Below are 21155 nucleotides of genomic sequence, written 5' to 3' on the forward strand. Positions count from 1 at the left end.
TTGTACTCTAAATCCTTTTTGTGGATTATATCTGATTGATTATCAGTGTATTGGTTTGTGCTCTAATCTGCCATTCTGTGCTTTAGGTATGTCTCTCTATTTTGCCGTTTTTTTGGCAAGGTAGAGCATTTGACTTTTATTTAAATAACCTTTATTTGCAGTGATCTTTTTAAAAGGAATTAACCTTATTACTAATCAAATTTAAGGAATTATGAATGGAAAACTAAAGTATCTTACCTTATTTGTAATGGGTATGATGTTGAGTTTGGGCATTAATGCTCAATCTGTAAAATCAATTTCCGGTACGGTAACCGATGATCAGGGAGAGGCGGTTATCAGTGGTACTGTAAAAGTTAAAAACGGTAGTACTGGAACAATCACTGACGTTAACGGTAAATACACCCTCTCTGTTCCTTCCAATGCTACCTTGGTATTTTCGTACATTGGTTATATTACACAAGAATTTAAAGTCTCGGAACTAAAGAGCAATGTTTTGAACGTAGTTCTGCAGTCGGATACGAAAGCGTTGGACGAAGTGGTCGTTGTTGGTTATGGTACGATGCGCAAATCCGACTTGACAGGTTCCATTTCCACAGCTAAAGGTAAAGACATGCTGAAAGCACAGTCTTTCAATGCGCTTGACGGATTGAAAGGTAAAGTGGCCGGTGTGAATATCTTCTCTAATACCGGTCAGCCGGGTGGAGAGTCACGTGTCATTATTCGTGGTATTTCTACCATTAACGCATCAGCATCACCGCTGTATGTAGTCGATGGAGTGGTAATGTCAAACTTCGAGTTACTTAATCCGAATGATATCGAATCTATCGAAGTGTTGAAAGATGCTTCCTCTGCCGCTATCTACGGTGCCCGTGGTGCTAATGGTGTTATCATGGTGACCACCAAGCGCGGTAGTGCGGGAAAAGGAGTCCATGTTTCCTATGATGGTTCATTGTCTATCGGTAAGATGGCCAAAAAAATAGATGTAATGGATGCTAACGAATGGATGTCTGCCTTTAAGCAGGGATTGGAAAATGCCAATGATTTCCAAGGTAAGAACTTCACAACCGATCTGTCTCAGATATTCACTGACGAACGTTTGTTCAATGCCGACGGTTCTCCGAAATATAATACCGACTGGCAGGATGAAGCATCCCGTACGGCAATTTCTCACAACCACCAGATCAGTATCCAACGTACGGGAGAAGGATCTTCTATCGGAGCATTTATCAATTATACCGATCAACAGGGTATTTTGCTGAACTCTTACTTCAAACGTATCAACGCAAAACTGGCATATGATGACAAACCGACAGATTGGTTGTCTACTTCCGTTAATTTGCTGGTGAACCATACTTGGGGTAACAGAACTTCTGATAACCCCTACGGACAAGGTGCATTGCGTACAATGATCGAACAGTTACCTTTCTTGCCAGTTAAGCTGGATGGCGAATATACGCAGACAAATATAATTAATACAAGTTCTATTCTCAACAATCAGACTGATCCTAATAGTGGAAAACAAGGTTTCAGCCCGGAAGGTGTAGGTAATCCTGTTGAGTTGCTCGAACGAATGCAGGCTATGCAATATCGTACGCAGATCTTTGGTAATGCGGCTTTGACTTTCCATCTCATGAAAGGATTAGATCTGAAAACCCAGTTCGGTATCGATTACCACAATAATCGCGACGCTAACTATACGCCGTTCACTCCGCGTCCGATGATTAATCAGAGTACTGAAGGATCAGCTTCTGCAAGTAATTCCAATTCACTGTATTGGCAGGAAGAAACTTACCTGACTTATGTGAAAGATTTTAATAAACATCATCTTAATGCAATGGCAGGTATGTCTTGGCAGGAATATCGCTATACCTCTTTCAATGCTTCCGACAGTAAGTATATCGATGACTTCTACGGATATTATAATTTAGGTTCCGGTACGAACCGTCCTTCTGTTGGCAGTGATTACGACAAGTGGGCGATGAACTCTTATTTCTTGCGTCTGGCATATTCTTATGACAACAAGTATATGGCTACCGTAACCGGTCGTTATGACGGTTCTTCCAAATTCGGACAGAACAATAAATATGCATTTTTCCCATCAGTCGGTTTGGGATGGATGATTTCTAATGAAGACTTCTTGAAAGATAACTCATTGATCAGCAAACTGAAGTTGCATACTTCTTACGGTCTGACAGGTAATTCGGAAATCGGTACTTATAAATCATTGGCTACAGTGAGCCAGTCGAATACAATCATTGGTGATGCTCTGCACGTTGTGTCTTACTTGGACAATATGCCTAATCCGGACTTGAAATGGGAAAAGACCGGACAGTGGGACTTAGGATTTGAACTGGGGTTATTCAATAACAGACTGAATTTCGATATTTCCTATTATTATAAGTATACATCAGATTTGTTACTCGACCGTCCGGTTCCCGAATCAACAGGTTACTCTTCTATCATGGATAATATTGGAGCCGTTTCCAACCGCGGTGTGGATATTCTCGTTACAGCATATCCTATCCAAACACATGATTTCCAATGGACTTCCACTCTTAATCTGGGCTTCAACAAGAACCGTGTAGAGAAGTTGGATGAAAGTGCTTCTGTTGATCCTGTCACCGGTAAGCGTCAGATTACAACCGATGGTTTTGTTGGTTACGATATGTTGATTCGTGAAGGTGAAGAGCTTTCTTCTTTCTATGGTTATAAGCGTGCTGGTATCTATGATGGAATCCCGTCTAACTGGGACCCGGAGACAATGAACATACCTTCCACTATCGGTGAAAAGGTGACTTATAAGAAACGTGAAATTATCGGTAACGGTTTACCTGACTGGATGGGCTCATTTATCAATACCTTCAATTATAAAGGATTCGATTTGACGTTAGATTTCCAGTTTACATGGGGAGTAGATGTGATGCAAGAATATTATCACTCTACTGTAGCCCGTTTCCTTACCAATGGTATAGACCGTCTTTATAAAGAAGCATGGCATCCTACTCTCAATCCGTCGGGTAAAGAACAGGCAATCCGCCTGAACAACTTTGGTCAGGGAGCTAATAACCAAGCAGATGATGATTGGGTTTGCAACGGTTCTTATTTGCGTTGTAACATGATTCAGCTCGGATACACTTTCAATCCGACACTGGTTAAGAAGATCGGTCTTTCTTCGTTGCGCTTGTATGCGAATGTGAATAACGCATTCCTGATTACTTCTAAAGACTATAACGGATATGATCCGGATAACTCATCTCGTTTAGGTGACAACAAATGGGGTGCTAACCGCCAGTTCTTTACCTATCCGCGTCCGAGAACATTTACGTTCGGTCTTAATGTAGCATTTTAATTCACCGTTATAAAAACCATAAGAATTATGAAACTATTAAAAGTATATATATCTGCATTTTGCATGTGTTCACTTTCTGTGTTGCTGAATTCATGTGACGATTTTCTGAAAGAAGAGCCATTAGATATGAAGTCATCTGACCAGTTCTGGAAGACGAAAGCTGATGCGGAATCGGGTGTGAACGCATTGTATTTCGGTGGTGTACCTTATTTGCATAACACTGATGTAGGCGGTGGTTGGACTCCTAAAGCGACGATGTGGGGTGGTATCGTATCTGGATTGTATGTCGATAAACGTAAGGACAGAACATTTACTACAGCATCCGAAGGTTGTAATTTCAATATTGAATCTTTTGATGATATTGCAATGAAATATTGGCATGAGTTCTATAAAGGCATTTCACGTGCCAACTTTGTTATTGCCAATATTCCGTCAATGACTGGAGTGCTGGATGAAGCTACTATTAATAATTATGTGGCTCAAGGTAAATTCTTCCGTGCATACGGATATTTTTGGCTAGTCAAAGAATTTGGTGGTGTTCCTTATATTTCAGAACCTTACACTTCTACAGAAGGTATGTACAAAGAACGACTTTCTGCCGAAGAGATCTATAAGAAGATTGAAGCCGACTTGCTGGATATTGTCAATGGAGATGCATTGCCTAATAAGACGTTCTATGAAAATGGCTGTTATGTTACCAGGGCAATGGCGCAGACTTTGCTGGCACAGGTTTATCTGCAATGGGCAGGTGCACCGTTAAATGGTGGAGCAGACTATTATAGTAAAGCTGCACAGATGGCTTTGAAAGTGATCAATGACAGTCCTCATGGACTTATTCATCCGAATGGAACGACTGATGATTTGAACTCGGCATATAATGTGATCAAGACTACGAAAGAATCTGCTGAAATCATCTATGCTAAAGAATACAATTACACCAATTATAGTGTAGGCAACTCTTATGCTTGCCGTTCTATCGGAGCGGATGCATTTCAGTGGGGAGTGTTCCATCCGGGAGGAGACGTGTTATATAATGCATACCTTCCCTGTGATATGTTGCTTAACAGCTATGATCCTGCTGATATTCGGGGACATGAGAAACAGTTTTTCTTTTGGGAATATACCGATGCTGCAGGGGGGACTCATACTTTGAACAATGCAGGCAACTGGGCATGGTTTGATGAAAATGCTTTGATTAGCGGTCATGACGGCGATTATAATATGCCAGTATTCCGTTTTGCGGAAGTCTTGCTGATTGCAGCCGAAGGTCTGGCACGTACAGGGCATGAAGATAATGCTGTCGGTGGCGCTAAATATTACCTCAACCAAGTGCGTAAACGCGCAGGACTGATGGATGAGACTGCTACAGGAGACAATCTGGTGCAAGCGATTTTGACTGAACGTCTGCATGAGTTGCCGTTGGAATTTAAGATTTGGGATGACATTCGCCGTACTCTTTTGTATCCGGAAGCATCTACTGAAACTGGAAAGTTGAAATGGACTGCCCTTTCATCTGCTCAGATTCAGAACAAGCCTGATGGAAGCACAAGAGCCGGAGCCATTCCTGAATATGCTTTGCTATGGCCTATTCCGTTGGATGAAATTCAGGCTAACCCAGCTTTGGAAGGACACCAGAACCCGGGATGGAATTAATCTGGTAATAATTAAATATTTGTTTCTGATAGAATTGGAGAGAGGGTAAAGGCTAATTATCCTCTCTCTATTGCTTAAACAGTTAGTCTTCCGGTTGTACTCTCGTGGTATGCACATAAATATTACATCTTGATTTCCAGTTATTTAACTTGTACTCTCGTTGACACTCGTTTCCTTTGGTTGACTATACTGCTATTTTTTCTTATTTTGGCGTATCAGAGGACTGATAATTGCTGAAAGATGCTTTAATTTGTAACGTAAAAAAAAGATCTTGATAATCTAGTATTAATAGCTTAATTCGTAGACCATGAATAAAAAGAAACTACTATCTTTCGCAATAGCCCTGCTATTGGGAGCTTCCTCTACCTTTGCGCAAAAGCAACCGGTAGACTATGTGAATCCTTTAATGGGGACTGATTCGAAAATATCACTATCCAATGGAAATACATATCCTGCCATCGCGTTGCCTTGGGGTATGAACTTCTGGATGCCACAAACCGGGAAGATGGGCGATGGTTGGGCTTACACTTATGCATCCGACAAAATCAGAGGTTTCAAGCAAACCCATCAGCCCAGCCCGTGGATCAATGACTACGGCCAGTTCTCAATCATGCCGATGACTAAGCAGTTGAAGATTGATCAGGACAGTCGTGCTTCCTGGTTCTCTCACAAGGCAGAGAAAGCCACTCCTTATTATTACAGTATTTATTTGTCCGAGTATGACATGACAACTGAAATAGCTCCGACGGAACGTTGCGCATATTTCCGTTTCACTTTCCCAGAAACTTCCGATGCCTATGTAGTGATAGATGCTTTCGATCGCGGTTCGTATGTGAAGGTGATTCCCGAAGAAAATAAAATAGTCGGTTATACGACACGCAATAGTGGCGGGGTTCCTCAAAACTTCAAGAATTACTTTGTAATAGAGTTCGACAAACCTTTTACTTTCAACAAAGTATGGGCAGATTATCATTTGGTAGAAACACATCTCGAACTGCAATCCAATCACGTGGGTGCTGCTATCGGTTTTTCAACGAAGAAAGGAGAACAGGTACACGCAAAAGTGGCATCCTCATTTATCAGTCCCGAGCAGGCGGAACTGAACCTGAAAGAAATCGGCAATAAGACCTTCGAACAGACAAAAGAAGCCGGACGTAAGGCATGGAACGATGTGTTAGGCCGTATCAAGGTCGAAGACAGTGATGAGAACCGTATGCGTACATTCTATTCTTGCCTGTATCGTTCAGTATTGTTTCCCCGTATGTTCTACGAGGTAAACGGCAAAGGTGAGACTGTGCACTACAGCCCCTATAATGGTGAAATTCGTCCGGGATATATGTTTACCGATACCGGATTCTGGGATACTTTCCGTTGCTTGTTCCCATTTGTCAATTTGGTATACCCTTCAATGGGCGAGAAGATGCAGGAAGGCCTGCTAAATACCTATCTTGAAAGCGGATTTTTCCCTGAATGGGCAAGTCCGGGGCATCGTGGCTGCATGGTTGGAAACAATTCAGCTTCTGTAGTGGCAGATGCTTTCATGAAGAATGTGACTAAAGCGGATGCGGAAAAAATGTACGAAGGTCTGTTGAAAGGAGCCAACAGTGTGCATCCGAGAGTTTCTACTACCGGACGCCGTGGATACGAATATTATAACAAACTGGGCTATGTGCCTTATGATGTGAAAATTAACGAGAATGCGGCACGCACATTGGAATATGCTTATGATGACTGGTGTATCTACCGTATGGGTGAAAAGTTGGGTCGCCCGGCAGAAGAACTGGATGTTTATAAGAAAAGGAGCCAGAACTATCGTAACTTGTTCGATCCGGAAACTAAACTGATGCGCGGAAAGAACTCCGACGGAACTTTCCAGACTCCGTTCAATCCCTTCAAATGGGGAGATGCCTTTACGGAAGGAAATAGTTGGCACTACACCTGGTCGGTATTCCACGATGTACAGGGGTTGGTTGAACTGATGGGCGGTAAGAAGATGTTTGTCAGCATGCTCGACTCTGTATTCAATCTTCCTCCCGTATTTGATGACAGCTATTACGGAGGAGTGATTCATGAGATTCGTGAAATGGAGATCGCTAACATGGGAAACTATGCACATGGTAACCAGCCTATCCAACATATGATTTATTTGTATAATTATGCTGGTGAGCCGTGGAAAGCCCAATACTGGCTGCGTGAGACAATGAACCGCCTCTATCTTCCCACTCCGGACGGTTATTGCGGAGATGAAGATAATGGCCAGACTTCTGCGTGGTATGTCTTTACCGCATTGGGTTTCTATCCGGTATGTCCGGGCAGCAATGAATATGTGATGGGAGCTCCCTACTTCAAGAAAGCGACAATTACGCTGGAGAACGGTAAGAAACTGGAAATCTCCGCTCCGAAGAATAGCGATGACAATCGTTATATCCGTTCGTTGAACTACAACGGCAAGAACTATACGAAGAATTACCTGAACCACTTTGATTTGTTGAAGGGCGGGCGTCTGATGTTTGATATGGATAATAAACCGAATAAGGGGAGAGGTGTCAACGAATCAGACTTCCCCTATTCATTCTCTCGTGATGCAAAGTAAGCAGATATGAATAATATGAAAAAGAAAGTTTTGATGATGACTATGGCGGCGGCAACTTTGTCCGCCATAGCGCAACAACCAGTGGACTATGTGAATTCGATAATCGGTACCAACGGGATGGGGCATACCTTTCCCGGTGCTTGTACTCCTTTCGGATGGGTGCAGTTGAGTCCGGACACAGATACAATTCCGCATAATGTGAATGGGGCTTATCAAAAAAATGCTTATGAATATTGTGCCGGTTACCAGTATCGGGACAAGACCATTGTCGGTTTCAGTCACACCCATCTTAGCGGCACGGGACATTCCGATTTGGGAGACATCCTGCTGATGCCCGCTGTTGGCGATGTGAAGTTGAATCCCGGACGGGCGAATCATCCGGAAGAAGGATACCGTTCGCGTTTCGACCATGCCACAGAAAAGGCTGTTCCCGGATATTATGAAGTGATGCTGGACGATTATGGCATTAAAGCCCAACTGACGGCGACACAACGGACGGGTGTACATAAATACACTTTCCCAAAAGGAAAAGACGGTCATCTGATTCTGGACTTGGTGCATGGTATTTATAATTATGACGGCAAAGTGCTGTGGGCGAATCTAAGGGTGGAGAATGATACCTTGCTGACTGGATACCGTATTACCAACGGATGGGCTCGTACCAACTACACTTATTTTGCTATCTCGTTCTCGCAGCCTGTCAGAGATTATGGATACAAAGATAAGGAAAAGTCTCTCTACAATGGCTTCTGGCGTCGCTTCAGTCTGGAAAAGAATTTCCCGGAGATCACCGGTCGTAAGATCGTAGCTTATTTTAACTTCGATACCGCTAACAACCCGGAACTGGTCGTAAAAGTGGCATTGTCAGCAGTCAGTACGGAAGGTGCGGTCAAGAATCTGCGTGCCGAAACTTCCGGAAAGAACTTCGAACAGTTGGTGGAAGCTGCCCGTACAGATTGGAATAACGAACTGGATCATTTCGAGATCGAAGGTACGCCCGACCAGAAAGCGATGTTCTATACTTCCCTTTACCATACCATGATTAATCCGTCTGTATATATGGATGTAGACGGTTGCTATCGCGGCTTGGATCATAACATACACCGGGCGGAGGGATTCACCAACTACACTATATTCTCTCTTTGGGATACCTACCGTGCGGAACATCCTTTCCTGAATCTGGTGAAACCGGGACGCAATGCCGATATGGTGGAATCCATGATTAAACATGAGCAGCAAAGCGTGCACGGAATGTTGCCGGTATGGAGCCTGATGGGAAATGAAAACTGGTGCATGAGCGGTTATCATGCCGTTTCCGTGTTGGCGGATGCAATAGCCAAAGGTGTTTTTTCGAATGTGGACGAAGCATTGGCGGCGATGGTGAGCACCTCCACCGTTCCATACTATGAAGGTGTAGCCGATTATATGAAGTTGGGATATATTCCGCTAGACAAGAGCGGTACGGCAGCCTCTTCCACTTTGGAGTATGCATATGACGACTGGACTATCTATCAGACAGCTTTGAAAGCAGGCAACAAGGAAATAGCGGAGGCTTACCGGAAACGCGCCCTCAATTATCGTACGATCTATGATACAAGTATTGGTTTTGCCCGTCCTCGTTATAGTGACGGTTCTTTCAAGAAAGAGTTTGATGTATTGCAAACCTACGGTGAAGGTTTTATCGAGGGCAATTCATGGAATTTCTCTTTCCATGTGCCGCACGATGTGTTTGGCATGATCGATTTGATGGGGGAGAAAGGACATTCGTGCAGAAACTGGATGAACTGTTCTCCATGCATTTGCCGGAGAAGTACTATGAGCATAATGAAGATATTACAGAAGAGTGTCTGGTAGGCGGATATGTGCATGGTAATGAACCGAGCCACCATGTGCCTTATCTATATGCATGGACTTCCCAGCCGTGGAAAACACAGTATTGGCTGCGTGAGATTCTAAATAAGATGTACAAGAATGATATTAACGGATTGGGTGGAAATGATGACTGCGGACAGATGTCGGCATGGTATCTTTTCTCCGTGATGGGCTTTTATCCGGTTTGTCCCGGTACGGACCAGTATGTGTTGGGAGCACCCTATCTGCCTTATCTGAAGCTGACGCTTCCTGACGGAAAGACACTGGAGATCAAAGCGCCGGGTGTTAGCGACAAGAAACGTTACGTACAGTCGCTGAAGCTGAACGGCAAGGTATACGACAAGATGTATATTACACATGAGGACATACTGAAAGGAGGCGTGCTGGAATTCAAGATGGGCGCGTCACCTAACAAACGCCGTGGATTATCACCGGAGGATAAACCTTATTCATTAACTAACGGAATCAACAAATAATCAATAAAGGAATATGAAAAAGAGACATTTAATCTATGCAGCCTGCCTGCTGGTAGGTATGGGGGCTTGTGCTGCAAGTGCGCAAAAACAAGTGGAGGATAATCCTGACGTATGGAAGGAGTACAATACGGGTGCTATATTGTTTGAGGACAAAGCACCGGAAACGCTGGGATCGGACATTTATCACCGGATCATTCCCGATGCTGAATCATACATCAAGGAACAGGCACGTACTGTATTGGCTACTCTTTACAACTCGCCTGAAGATAGTATTCCAACTGTATACAAGATACATTATACATTGGAAGATGTTGACGGCGTTTCAGCCAAAGGCGGTGGTAATGGCGATGTGACAATCTTCTACAGTACACGTCACATTGAGAAATCTTTTGCAGCGAATGATACAGCTAAGTTATTTTTTGAAACACGCGGGGTACTTTTGCATGAATTGACGCACGCATATCAGCTGGAACCACAGGGAATTGGCTCTTACGGAACTAATCGTGTGTTCTGGGCATTTATCGAGGGAATGGCAGACGCCGTGCGGGTTGCCAATGGAGGATTTGACGGACCGAATGCCCGTCCGAAAGGTGGAAATTATATGGATGGATATCGTACGGCGGGTTATTTCTTCGTGTGGTTGCGTGACAACAAAGACCCTGAGTTCCTGCGTAAGTTTAACCGGAGTACATTGGAGGTAATTCCTTGGTCGTTCGATGGAGCTATCAAGCATATCTTGGGAGATGAATATAATATAGACGAGTTGTGGCGCGAATATCAGATTGCCGTAGGTGATATACAGGCATAATAAAGAGTATAAATATGGTGAGTGTAATGGGTAAAAGAGGATTGTTTTTGGTCTGGCTATGCCTGGTGAGTGCTTTGCCGGGCATGGCTCAAACCGAAAAGCTGATTGATTATGTGAATCCATTTGTGGGGACGGACGGTTATGGGAATGTCTATCCGGGTGCACAGATTCCTTTCGGAGGAATCCAGATGAGTCCGGATACAGACAGCAAATTCTATGATGCCGCTTCCGGTTACAAATACAATCACTCCACATTATTAGGGTTCAGCTTGACTCATTTGAGTGGGACTGGCATACCCGACTTAGGAGATTTCCTGTTCATTCCGGGAACCGGGGAAATGAAACTAGAACCGGGTACTCGTGAGAATCCGGAAAAAGGATACCGTTCCCATTATTCACATGAAAGGGAGTGGGCATCCCCAAATTATTATGCGGTAGAATTGACAGACTATGGAGTGAAGGCTGAAATGACATCAGGCGTGCGCAGCGGTATGTTCCGCTTTACTTACCCTCAATCAGACAAGTCTTTTATCATGATTGACATGAATCATACTTTATGGCAATCTTGTGAATGGGCGAATCTGCGCATGGAGAACGACTCTACCATCACCGGCTATAAACTGGTGAAGGGCTGGGGACCGGAACGCCATGTCTATTTTACGGCTACTTTTTCTAAAAAGTTGACCGGACTGCGTTTTATGCAAGATAAGAAGCCGGTGATTTATAACACTTCCCGTTTCCGTAGCTGCTACGAGACTTGGGGCAAGAATCTGATGGCCTGCATCTCTTTTGAAACAAAAGCTGGAGAGGAGGTGATTGTGAAAACTGCCATCTCGTCAGTCAGCACGAATGGTGCGAAGAATAATATAGAAGAACTTTCCGGACTGACTTTCGATGATCTGAAAGCCAGAGGTGAAGCTCTGTGGGAAAAGGAACTAGGGAAATATACCCTTACTGCCGATCTTAAAACGAAAAGAACTTTCTATACGTCGGCTTACCATGCGGCTTTGCATCCGTTCATCTTTCAGGATTCAGACGGGCAGTTCCGCGGACTAGACAAGAATATAGAGAAAGCGGAAGGCTTCACCAACTATACTGTATTTTCTCTTTGGGATACTTATCGTGCCTTGCATCCCTGGTTCAACCTTGTGCAGCAGGATGTAAATGCCAATATTGCCAATTCGATGTTGGCACATTATGACAAGAGCGTAGAGAAGATGCTTCCTATTTGGTCGTTCTATGGAAATGAAACCTGGTGTATGATTGGTTACCATGCAGTCTCCGTTTTGGCGGACATGATCGTGAAAGAGGTCAAAGGCTTCGATTATGAACGTGCTTACGAAGCGATGAAGACTACGGCGATGAATCCGAATTACGATTGTCTGCCGGAATATCGTGCAATGGGATATGTGCCTTTCGATAAGGAAGCGGAATCCGTTTCCAAGACGTTGGAATATGCTTATGATGATTATTGCATCGCACAGGCAGCCAAGAAGTTAGGTAAGGAAGGTGATTACCGATATTTCCTGAATCGGGCATTGTCTTATCAGACTCTGATCGATCCCGAAACGAAGTATATGCGCGGACGTGACAGTAAGGGTGGCTGGCGTACTCCGTTTACTCCCGTTGCTTATCAGGGGCCCGGTTCTGTGCATGGCTGGGGAGATATAACGGAAGGTTTTACGGTCCAATATACTTGGTATGTCCCACAAGATGTACAAGGGTATATAAATGAAGCCGGTGAGGAGTGGTTCCGTAATCGTCTGGATGAATTGTTCACGGTGGAATTACCGGATGATATTCCGGGTGCTCATGACATTCAGGGACGTATCGGTGCTTATTGGCATGGAAATGAGCCCTGTCATCATGTGGCTTATCTTTATAACTATCTGAAAGAACCTTGGAAATGTCAGAAATGGATTCGTACCATTGTTGATCGTTTCTATGGCGATACGCCGGATGCCTTGAGTGGAAATGACGATTGCGGTCAGATGTCTGCTTGGTATATGTTCAATTGTTTGGGCTTTTATCCGGTTGCTCCGTCAAGTAATGTCTATAATATAGGTTCACCTTGTGTTAAGGGTATATCCGTTCAGATGAGTAATGGAAAGGTGATTGAAATGACAGCAGATAATTGGTCGCCGAAGAATGTGTATGTGAAGGAATTATATGTTAATGGTAAGAAATATGACAAATCCTATTTGAAGTATGCGGATATACGTGATGGCGTGAAACTGCGTTTTATCATGAGCAGTAAACCGAACTATAAGCGTGCCGTATCAGATGAAGCGGTAGCTCCTTCTTTGTCGTTACCGGGAAAGACAATGAAATATCAGGTAAATCTTTCAGAAAAGAAAAAAGAGTGGTAATCCTGTTTTTTTAGTTGATATGCCGGCCTTGAAGAAGTTGTATTTTTCAGAGTAAATGATGTTCAGAATAATGGTGAAGCAGGGGATTGGCGTAGTTATATTAAATCGTCTTGCAAGCCCGTTTTAAGGATGCTTTAGGTGAATTTCTAATTGATAAGATAGCCCATGCAGCTCGACCTGTTGATTAGTTTGCATTCAAAGATGATGACGGGCATATTATATGTATCATGGTAGTTGGGTACATTATAATATGGTGAAGATGACCTTTGAAGGAGTATTGCCTAGTCCTTTAAATTAATGCTAAGTGAGGTTCTGGTATATTGGAATTCTCCGTTGTAACCTATGTAATAATAGATTATAACGGAGAATTTCTTTCTTATTTGAAGTATGATGTAAATAATGACATAAAGTTGGATTTGGTAAGGAGTGGTAGGTTGAATTATAAACGTGCAGTGTCAGAATGAGGCAGTAGCTTCATCGTTATCTTTTCCAAGAAAAACAGTGAGGTTTTAATACGGACTTTAAACAGAATCTTTATCTTTGTATAAAGTCTTTCAAATTACGGTATAACATAAAATAAAAACAATGAGAAAGTATTTATTGCTATTGATGTTCCTGTGCTTGGCATCACTACTTCATTCCCAGAACAAATTCGAGTTAGTATCTCCCAATGGAGAAATAAAAGTACTATTTAATCTTTCGGATAAAATCTATTACAGTATAGATTACAACGGAGAAGTATTATTGAAAGATAACTCTATTCAGTTGACTCTGAAGAATCAAGTGTTGGGGCAGAATCCTAAGTTGCGTCGTCAGAAGCGTATGAGTATCGACGAGTATTTAACTCCTGTTGTGCCCTTGAAATATTCGAAAATCAATAATCGTTATAATCAATTGCTACTGACTTTCAAAGATTATTCAGTAGAGTTCCGTGCCTTTGACGATGGAGTTGCTTATCGGTTCCTTACCTCGCAAAAAGGTGATGTTGAGGTAATGAGTGAAGAATTTGCTATCAACTTCCCGTCGGATTATCTGCTTCACTTGCAACAACCGGGAGGTTTCAAAACAGCTTATGAAGAACCTTATACACATATTTGGAGTAACACATGGAAGCCGGAAGATAAAATGGCTGTTCTGCCCGCTTTGATTGACACAAAGAAAGATTATAAGATATTAATCAGTGAATCGGACCTGACCGATTATCCATGTATGTTTCTCAAAGGAACAGGTGAAAATGGACTGATCTCTACTTTTCCTAAGACTCCGCTTGCTTTTACGGAAAGTGGTGATCGTAGTGTGAAAATCACAGAAGAAGCTGATTATATTGCCAAGACAAAAGGTACGAGAAATTATCCTTGGCGTTACTTTGTGATAAGTAGGAATGATAAGCAGCTGATTGAAAATACAATGACTTATCGACTTGCCGAAAAAAATCAGCTTCAAGACGTTTCATGGATAAAGCCGGGACAAGTAAGTTGGGAATGGTGGAATGACGCCTCTCCTTACGGGCCCGATGTGAATTTTGTTGCTGGCTATAATCTGGCGACTTATAAGTATTACATCGACTTTGCTTCCAAATTCGATATTCCTTATATTATTATGGATGAAGGCTGGGCCGAAAGTACTCGTGACCCTTATACGCCGAATCCTAAAGTAGATTTGCATGAACTGATTCGTTATGGCAAAGAAAGGAATGTAGGGATTGTGCTTTGGCTGACATGGTTGACTGTGGAAAATAATTTTGATCTATTCAAAACTTTCAATGAATGGGGAGTGAAAGGACTTAAGATTGATTTTATGGATAGAAGTGACCAGTGGATGGTCAACTATTACGAACGGGTAGCTCGTGAAGCTGCTAAATATCACTTGTTTGTTGATTTTCATGGTTCTTTTAAACCGGCTGGATTAGAATATAAATATCCGAATGTCCTTTCTTACGAAGGAGTGCGTGGTATGGAACAAATGGGAGGATGCTATCCGGATAACAGTCTGTATTTACCGTTTATACGTAATGCAGTTGGTCCGATGGATTATACTCCCGGAGCTATGATTAGTATGCAGCCTAATGTATATAGAGCAGAGCGCCCTAATGCTGCCAGTATCGGAACACGTGCTTATCAGTTGGCATTGTTTGTGGTTTTCGAAAGCGCTCTGCAGATGTTGGCGGACAATCCGACTCTTTATTATCGCAATGAAGATTGTACCCGCTTCCATTACACAAGTTCCTGTAACTTGGGATGAGACAGTGGCACTGGAAGCTAAAGCCGGTGAATACGTAATTGTAGCGAAACGTAAAGGTGATAAGTGGTTCATAGGAGGAATCGCCAACAATGGTGAAAAAGAACGTGAATTTACCATCAAGCTGGATTTTTTGAATAAAGGCCGTTCTTATCAGATGACATCTTTCGAAGATGGCATCAATGCAGGACGTCAGGCGATGGATTATCGTTGTAAGTCATCGCAGGTGAAAGTCGGAGAGCTGTTGACCGTTAAGATGGTTAGAAACGGAGGTTTTGCAGCTATTATAGAATAACAGAACATTTCTTCACATTGGTTCGTTTATTATAAAAACAAACTAAATGTATATTCACCATGAAAACATTCGTCTTGATGATGGTAAGTCTGTTGTTTGCCGTTTCTTTGGAAGCGCAGAACAAGTCTTTTTATGATTTTGCAGTGAAAACGATTGATGGCAAAGAATTTTCTCTTTCTTCATTGAAAGGTAAGAAAGTGCTTGTGGTCAACGTGGCTTCCAAGTGCGGACTGACGCCACAGTATGCTCAACTGGAGAAATTATATGAGAAATATAAAGATAAAGACTTTGTAATAATCGGTTTTCCGGCAAATAACTTTATGGGGCAAGAACCTGGAAGTAATGAGGAAATAGCTCAATTCTGTTCTTTGAACTACGGTGTCACTTTTCCGATGATGGCTAAGATTTCCGTCAAAGGGAAAGAAATCGCTCCTCTTTATCAATGGCTGACAGAGAAGAAGCTGAATGGTAAAGAAGATGCGTCGGTTCAGTGGAATTTCCAGAAATTCATGATTGATGAGAATGGAAACTGGGTGGGCTTTGCCTCTCCTAAAGAAAGTCCGTTTTCTGAAAAAATCGTTACTTGGATAGAGAAGGAATAAGAGAGACTTTCTGCAATTCGCTTTCGAAATTGGGAGTAAAAATCCCTTTTCCTAAGTTCTCTTTTATTTCTTCAATGGTCCAGAATCGTCCTCCGTCCAGTTCTTCACTGGGATGGATTTCTCCATCGTAAACAGTCTTGTGAACAAAGACAAGTTCTTTTTCACGTTCGGATTCGAAAATATAATTAGTAAGTAGTTCAGGAGTAAAGTCCGTGATGCCTAATTCTTCATGGACTTCTCTCTTTAGAGCGATTTCTACGCTTTCGCCCAAGTCAATATGTCCACCTACGGCTGTATCCCATTTCCCCGGTTGGATGTCTTTCCATTCGGGACGTTTCTGCAGATACAACTCTCCACGGGTATTGAAAATGTGAAGATGGACTACCGGATGAAGTAGTTTGCTGCCGCTATGACATTCCCCACGAGTGGCTGTTCCGGTGATATTTCCTTGTTCGTCTACGACGGGGAACATTTCTTGATTATTATCGCTTAACATTGTGCTTTTGTTTTTAGTGAACTAGATCGATTCTATTGGGTGTAGAAATTTATGGTATTAATAAGGAAGAATCTCCATAACTTAGGAATCGGAAATCATGTGCTAAAGCGTAATCATAAATCGCACGCCAGTTTCCTTTTACGAAAGCAGAAACCAATAATAGCAGGGTACTTTGTGGCTGATGAAAGTTAGTGACCATCGCTTTCACTATCTTGTACTGATATCCAGGAGCTATAATAATTTGTGTACTGGTATGGAGTGCTTCGAGTCCATTTCTATCGAGATAACCCAATATCTTTTGTAGTGCAACCACCGGAGGTATCTGATCGTATTTTTCATAAGGCTGCCACTGTTTGACGTGCAATTCTTCTTCAGTAGCGTCCGGATGATCTGCTAAAATAACTCCAATGTGATACAAGCTTTCGAGAGTGCGTACAGAAGTAGTTCCTACGGCAATGGCACAACCGTCATGGTCTATTAGTTTTTTAATTGTGCTCCGATTGACCGATATATATTCTGTATGCATTTCATGATCTTCGATCTCTTCACTTTTTACGGGTTTGAATGTTCCGGCTCCTACATGTAATGTTAACTCTTCAAGATCGATGCTTTTCTCCTGTAGTGCATCCAACACTCGCGGGGTGAAATGTAAACCGGCCGTAGGCGCAGCTACCGAACCTTTAATCTTAGAGTAAACAGTCTGATAAGTTTCCTTATCACTTTCTTCCGTATTCCGGTTTAAGTAAGGAGGGATAGGAAGTTCTCCGAATACTTCAAGAATATCGGCAAACGTTACTTCCGGATTATCCCATGAAAAATTTACCCAGTGACAGGTTCCTCTGCATTCTCCTCTGGCGGCGGTTAATGTGATTGTAAGTCCTTTGACTGTCATTTCTCGCTTTAATTCTCCATCTTTCCATTTTTTCAGGTTACCGATCATACAAAGCCAGGCGGCATGTTCTGTCTGTTGGAAGTTTAATACATAATCATTCGGCTGAATCGGTTCGAGGCAGAATACTTCAATCAGTGCTCCTGTTTCTTTCCGGAAATGAAGACGTGCTTGAATGACTTTCGTATTATTGAATATCATCAGACTGCCTTGCGGAAGATATTCCGGTAAAGAGGTGAAGATATCCTCACTTACTTCCCCCCGACGATATATCAGGAGTTTGGACTGGTCGCGGATAGGCAACGGGAATTTAGCAATACGTTCATCCGGAAGAGGATAATTGTATTCACTGATGCGGATATGTCTAGGATCTTCTTTCATTGTTTTTTTAAATAAAAAGAGGTCAGAACCCATTCGGCTTCTAACCTCTTTCACCAGTCGGGGTGACTGGATTCGAACCAGCGACCACTCGCCCCCCAGACGAGTACTCTAACCGGGCTGAGCTACACCCCGAATTGCGGATGCAAAAGTACTGATTAATTTTTAAATAGCAAATAATCCGTTGATTTTTCTAGTATGAATTGTGCCGATTTATAGCTATTATTCTGATTATTAGTCTTTCTTGGGACTATGCAAATCTTTTTCTCAATGAGTTAGTAGTTCTTTTGATTGCCTCTTATGTGATATAAAAGTACATTTTTTAATTTTGCTTGAATTGGAAAACAATCTGTTTATTTTTCATTTGAAAGCATTAATCCTTTTCCTGTCCTAAAAACACTATAAAAAGTAGGGAAGTCTATAATAAAACTAAATAGGAAAATGACAAATGAACTAACAATCAGTGAGTTTGTTTATAAATTAATGCAAATAAAAGGTGTTTGATTTCCCTAGTATGATACTATATTTCCAATTTTGGTGTGTGGTAAATTAGGAAGTTATACATTTGTAAAAAGACTTAGTTTAGAAAGGTGTTAAATGTTAGACATTAAAAATAGAGAGACATTAGAGATATACGTCCTGGGTGACGATTTTAAGTTTTATCAAAATCTGAAGTATCTTCCTCTGACTTCTTATCCTTCTAATAATCAATCAGCATTGATTATTTATTGTTTAAGTGGAAGGGCTAAAATCACAGTGCATGAGGATGTACACTGGATACAACCGGAGGAATTGATTATATTATTACCCGGACAATTTGTCTCATTTAGTGAGCCAAGTGAAGATTTTTCGACCGTTACGATGGTAATATCTACTTCACTGTTTAGTGATGCGTTAAGTGGTGTGCCCCGATTTTCTCCGCATTTCTTTTTCTATATGCGGAGTCATTATTGGTATCCGCAATCGGAACGCGACATTCCTCGGATGTATAATTATCTGGGTATGATAAAAGATAAAGTTACTTCTCAAGATATATATAGGCGGGAGCTGATTATTCATTTGTTGAGGTATCTGTATCTGGAACTGTTCAATGCTTATCAAAAGGAATCGACCCTGATGACTGTCCGCAGGGATACCCGTAAAGAAGAATTAGCTAATAAATTCTTTGGGCTTATCATGAAGCATTTTAAGGAGAATAAGGATGTAGCTTTTTATGCAGATAAACTGTGTATTACTTCCAAATACCTGACTATGGTAATCAAGGAAACAAGCGGGAAATCTGCTAAAGATTGGATAGTCGAATACATCATATTAGAAATCAAGGCTTTATTGAAGAATACAAACCTGAATATTCAGGAAATAGCCATAAAAACGAACTTTGCGAATCAATCGTCGCTTGGACGTTTTTTTAGAAAGCATACAGGTATGTCGCTTTCACAGTATCGAATGAGTAATTTAGAACAATAGCGCGGGCAATTGTCGCACAATTGTCAATTATTTATAGGGATTGGGAAGAGAAAGGGAATGAAGTTTACTTCATTCCCTTTTATTATGTAATCTCTCCGGTGTCGGATTAAATTCCCATACATTCACGATAGAAGTCGAGCATCTCGAAAATAGTGTCCTTATCGGCAGTTTGATTGATGCAAATATCTCCGATATCCTTCAGTAGAGTGAAATTAATTGTGCCTGAAGTATTCTTTTTGTCATGCGTCATGAATGCATATAGTTGGTCGTATTTTTTGCAATCGAAAGTAAAAACGCCATAATTGTCCTTGATAAATTGGATCGTTTGTCTCATTTTCTCTTTCGGGAAATCGACTTTGAGATGAGAAAGATACAGTTCGCATACGATTCCCCAAGCTACTGCATATCCATGCAATACAGGGCGCTCCTCTGCCAATGCCATGCTTTCGAATGCATGTCCCACAGTGTGTCCCAAATTTAATGCCTTGCGGATTCCATGTTCAAAGGGATCCTGTTCTACGATGTTTTCTTTCACTTGTACCGATTGACCTACTAATTGTTTGAGAGCTGTATAGTCAATATTAGAAGTATTGAAATTGAGTAATTCCACCCAATGTGCCGTATTGCTAATCAAACCATGCTTTAGCATTTCAGCATATCCGGAGAAAAAATTGTATGCATCCAGTGTACGCAGGAATTCTGTTTCAATCAGTACACTGTTTGCCGGAGCAAAGGCACCGATTTCATTTTTCAGTCCGTTGAAGTTGATTCCTGTTTTACCACCTACTGATGCATCTACCATAGCCAGTAGAGTAGTGGGGATATTGATATAGGAAATACCACGTTTAAATGTGGCTGCGGCAAAACCTCCGAGATCCGTCACCATCCCTCCTCCAAGATTGATAAGCAAAGAGTGGCGGGTAGCTCCTTGAGTACTTAATGCCATCCAGACGGAGGCAAGCGTTTCCATCGTTTTATGTACGTCTTCGGCTCCGATACAGATTTCTACAGCATCTTTCAGTAGACCTGATGCCTTTAAGGAAGGAAGGCAAAGACGCTGGGTATGCTCGTCTGTGAGGACGAATAGTTTGTCATGCGGGCATAACTCAATGGCACGACCGAGGCTCGTTTCCAAGCTTTCGCAGAGAATAACTTCTTGTTTACTCATGATTCTTTTGCTTTTTTACTCTGCAAATGTATATAAAATATTTTTTTACTTACTTTTGTCTCATTAAAACGTTCAATCATGAAAGCATTATTACCTGTATATTGTCGTCCTTTAGGATATGTTGTCTTGTTGGTAGCTCTGTTCATCCCTTTTATTCTAGTGATGCGGGGAGTGGTGACCGATAATAACTTGCTGTTTTATAAAGAATGCACAAAGTTATTGATGATGGCAGGATGCTTGTTGATAATCTTTGCATTCAGTAAAAATGAGAGCCGGGAAACGGAGCAGATTCGTAATTCAGCTGTTCGTAATGCTATCTTTTTAACATTCTTGTTCGTCTTTGGTGGTATGTTGTGGCGTGTAATGCAAGGAGATGTGATTAATGTTGATACTTCCTCTTTCTTGACCTTTTTGGTTTTTAATGTGCTTTGTTTGGAATTTGGTCTTAAAAAAGCGCTTGTTGATCGATTCTTTAAAAGATAATTTTCTTTTCAATTAAACC

Annotated in this window: 11 protein-coding genes, 1 tRNA gene and 2 pseudogenes; 10 read left to right on the plus strand and 4 right to left on the minus strand. The window is 41.8% G+C overall.

Translation table 11 applies throughout. The annotated features are described in order from the left end of the window. Positions 1–211: 211 nt before the first annotated feature. From NXX38_RS11235 to NXX38_RS11270, 8 genes and pseudogenes are all read left to right on the plus strand, one after another. Positions 212–3349 (plus strand): TonB-dependent receptor, encoded by a 3138-nt coding sequence (locus tag NXX38_RS11235; RefSeq protein WP_148366489.1) that lies wholly within the window; start codon positions 212–214, stop codon positions 3347–3349. Positions 3350–3376: 27 nt separating this feature from the next. Next, a complete protein-coding gene (locus NXX38_RS11240; protein WP_258979473.1) occupies positions 3377–5002 on the plus strand; it encodes a RagB/SusD family nutrient uptake outer membrane protein in 1626 nt (541 codons plus the stop codon). Between the two features lie 307 nt (positions 5003–5309). Further along, positions 5310–7595: a GH92 family glycosyl hydrolase gene (locus tag NXX38_RS11245; protein ID WP_148366487.1), complete on the plus strand. Its 2286-nt coding sequence runs from the start codon at positions 5310–5312 to the stop codon at positions 7593–7595. 6 nt (positions 7596–7601) lie between these two features. Beyond that, positions 7602–9943 (plus strand): annotated as a pseudogene (locus tag NXX38_RS11250) (GH92 family glycosyl hydrolase). 13 nt (positions 9944–9956) lie between these two features. Next, positions 9957–10751: a basic secretory family protein gene (locus tag NXX38_RS11255; RefSeq protein WP_148366485.1), complete on the plus strand. Its 795-nt coding sequence runs from the start codon at positions 9957–9959 to the stop codon at positions 10749–10751. Between the two features lie 14 nt (positions 10752–10765). Then, positions 10766–13120: a GH92 family glycosyl hydrolase gene (locus NXX38_RS11260; RefSeq protein ID WP_258979477.1), complete on the plus strand. Its 2355-nt coding sequence runs from the start codon at positions 10766–10768 to the stop codon at positions 13118–13120. A 585-nt stretch (positions 13121–13705) separates the two neighbouring features. Continuing rightward, a pseudogene (locus NXX38_RS11265) lies at positions 13706–15653 on the plus strand (glycoside hydrolase family 97 protein). A 59-nt stretch (positions 15654–15712) separates the two neighbouring features. Next, positions 15713–16255, plus strand: coding sequence for a glutathione peroxidase (locus tag NXX38_RS11270; protein ID WP_148366483.1), 543 nt, complete (start codon positions 15713–15715; stop codon positions 16253–16255). Here the strand turns inward: NXX38_RS11270 and NXX38_RS11275 are convergent. From NXX38_RS11275 to NXX38_RS11285, 3 genes are all read right to left on the minus strand, one after another. Next, entirely contained in the window at positions 16233–16751 is a 519-nt protein-coding gene (locus NXX38_RS11275) for an NUDIX domain-containing protein (RefSeq protein ID WP_258979478.1), read from the minus strand. The two genes, NXX38_RS11270 and NXX38_RS11275, sit on opposite strands and share 23 nt — an antisense overlap. A gap of 49 nt (positions 16752–16800) precedes the next feature. Then, on the minus strand, positions 16801–18021 hold the full coding sequence (locus NXX38_RS11280; protein ID WP_234132336.1) for an S-adenosylmethionine:tRNA ribosyltransferase-isomerase: 1221 nt from the start codon (positions 18019–18021) through the stop codon (positions 16801–16803). 57 nt (positions 18022–18078) lie between these two features. Further along, positions 18079–18153: transfer RNA gene (locus NXX38_RS11285), tRNA-Pro, on the minus strand. Between the two features lie 462 nt (positions 18154–18615). On the opposite strand from NXX38_RS11285, the gene NXX38_RS11290 reads away from it, so the two are divergent. Next, positions 18616–19485, plus strand: coding sequence for an AraC family transcriptional regulator (locus NXX38_RS11290; RefSeq protein WP_167511842.1), 870 nt, complete (start codon positions 18616–18618; stop codon positions 19483–19485). 106 nt (positions 19486–19591) lie between these two features. Here NXX38_RS11290 and aroB read toward each other — a convergent pair whose 3' ends face one another. Continuing rightward, positions 19592–20653 carry a 3-dehydroquinate synthase gene (gene aroB, locus NXX38_RS11295; RefSeq protein WP_148366480.1) on the minus strand — a complete coding sequence of 354 codons (1062 nt, stop codon included), beginning with the start codon at positions 20651–20653 and terminating at the stop codon, positions 19592–19594. Positions 20654–20731: 78 nt separating this feature from the next. Here aroB and NXX38_RS11300 point away from each other — a divergent pair, with 78 nt between their 5' ends. Continuing rightward, entirely contained in the window at positions 20732–21136 is a 405-nt protein-coding gene (locus NXX38_RS11300) for a hypothetical protein (protein WP_099146493.1), read from the plus strand. Positions 21137–21155: the final 19 nt, after the last annotated feature.

Source organism: Bacteroides sp. BFG-637 (genome assembly GCF_024793605.1).
Classification (GTDB): Bacteria; Bacteroidota; Bacteroidia; order Bacteroidales; family Bacteroidaceae; genus Bacteroides; species Bacteroides vicugnae.

Coding starts and splice junctions, on each gene's coding strand:
- NXX38_RS11235 (WP_148366489.1), top strand. CDS start 212: ATGAATGGAAAACTAAAGTATCTTACCTTATTTGTAATGGGTATGATG.
- NXX38_RS11240 (WP_258979473.1), top strand. CDS start 3,377: ATGAAACTATTAAAAGTATATATATCTGCATTTTGCATGTGTTCACTT.
- NXX38_RS11245 (WP_148366487.1), top strand. CDS start 5,310: ATGAATAAAAAGAAACTACTATCTTTCGCAATAGCCCTGCTATTGGGA.
- NXX38_RS11255 (WP_148366485.1), top strand. CDS start 9,957: ATGAAAAAGAGACATTTAATCTATGCAGCCTGCCTGCTGGTAGGTATG.
- NXX38_RS11260 (WP_258979477.1), top strand. CDS start 10,766: ATGGTGAGTGTAATGGGTAAAAGAGGATTGTTTTTGGTCTGGCTATGC.
- NXX38_RS11270 (WP_148366483.1), top strand. CDS start 15,713: ATGAAAACATTCGTCTTGATGATGGTAAGTCTGTTGTTTGCCGTTTCT.
- NXX38_RS11275 (WP_258979478.1), bottom strand. CDS start 16,751: ATGTTAAGCGATAATAATCAAGAAATGTTCCCCGTCGTAGACGAACAA.
- NXX38_RS11280 (WP_234132336.1), bottom strand. CDS start 18,021: ATGAAAGAAGATCCTAGACATATCCGCATCAGTGAATACAATTATCCT.
- NXX38_RS11290 (WP_167511842.1), top strand. CDS start 18,616: ATGTTAGACATTAAAAATAGAGAGACATTAGAGATATACGTCCTGGGT.
- aroB (WP_148366480.1), bottom strand. CDS start 20,653: ATGAGTAAACAAGAAGTTATTCTCTGCGAAAGCTTGGAAACGAGCCTC.
- NXX38_RS11300 (WP_099146493.1), top strand. CDS start 20,732: ATGAAAGCATTATTACCTGTATATTGTCGTCCTTTAGGATATGTTGTC.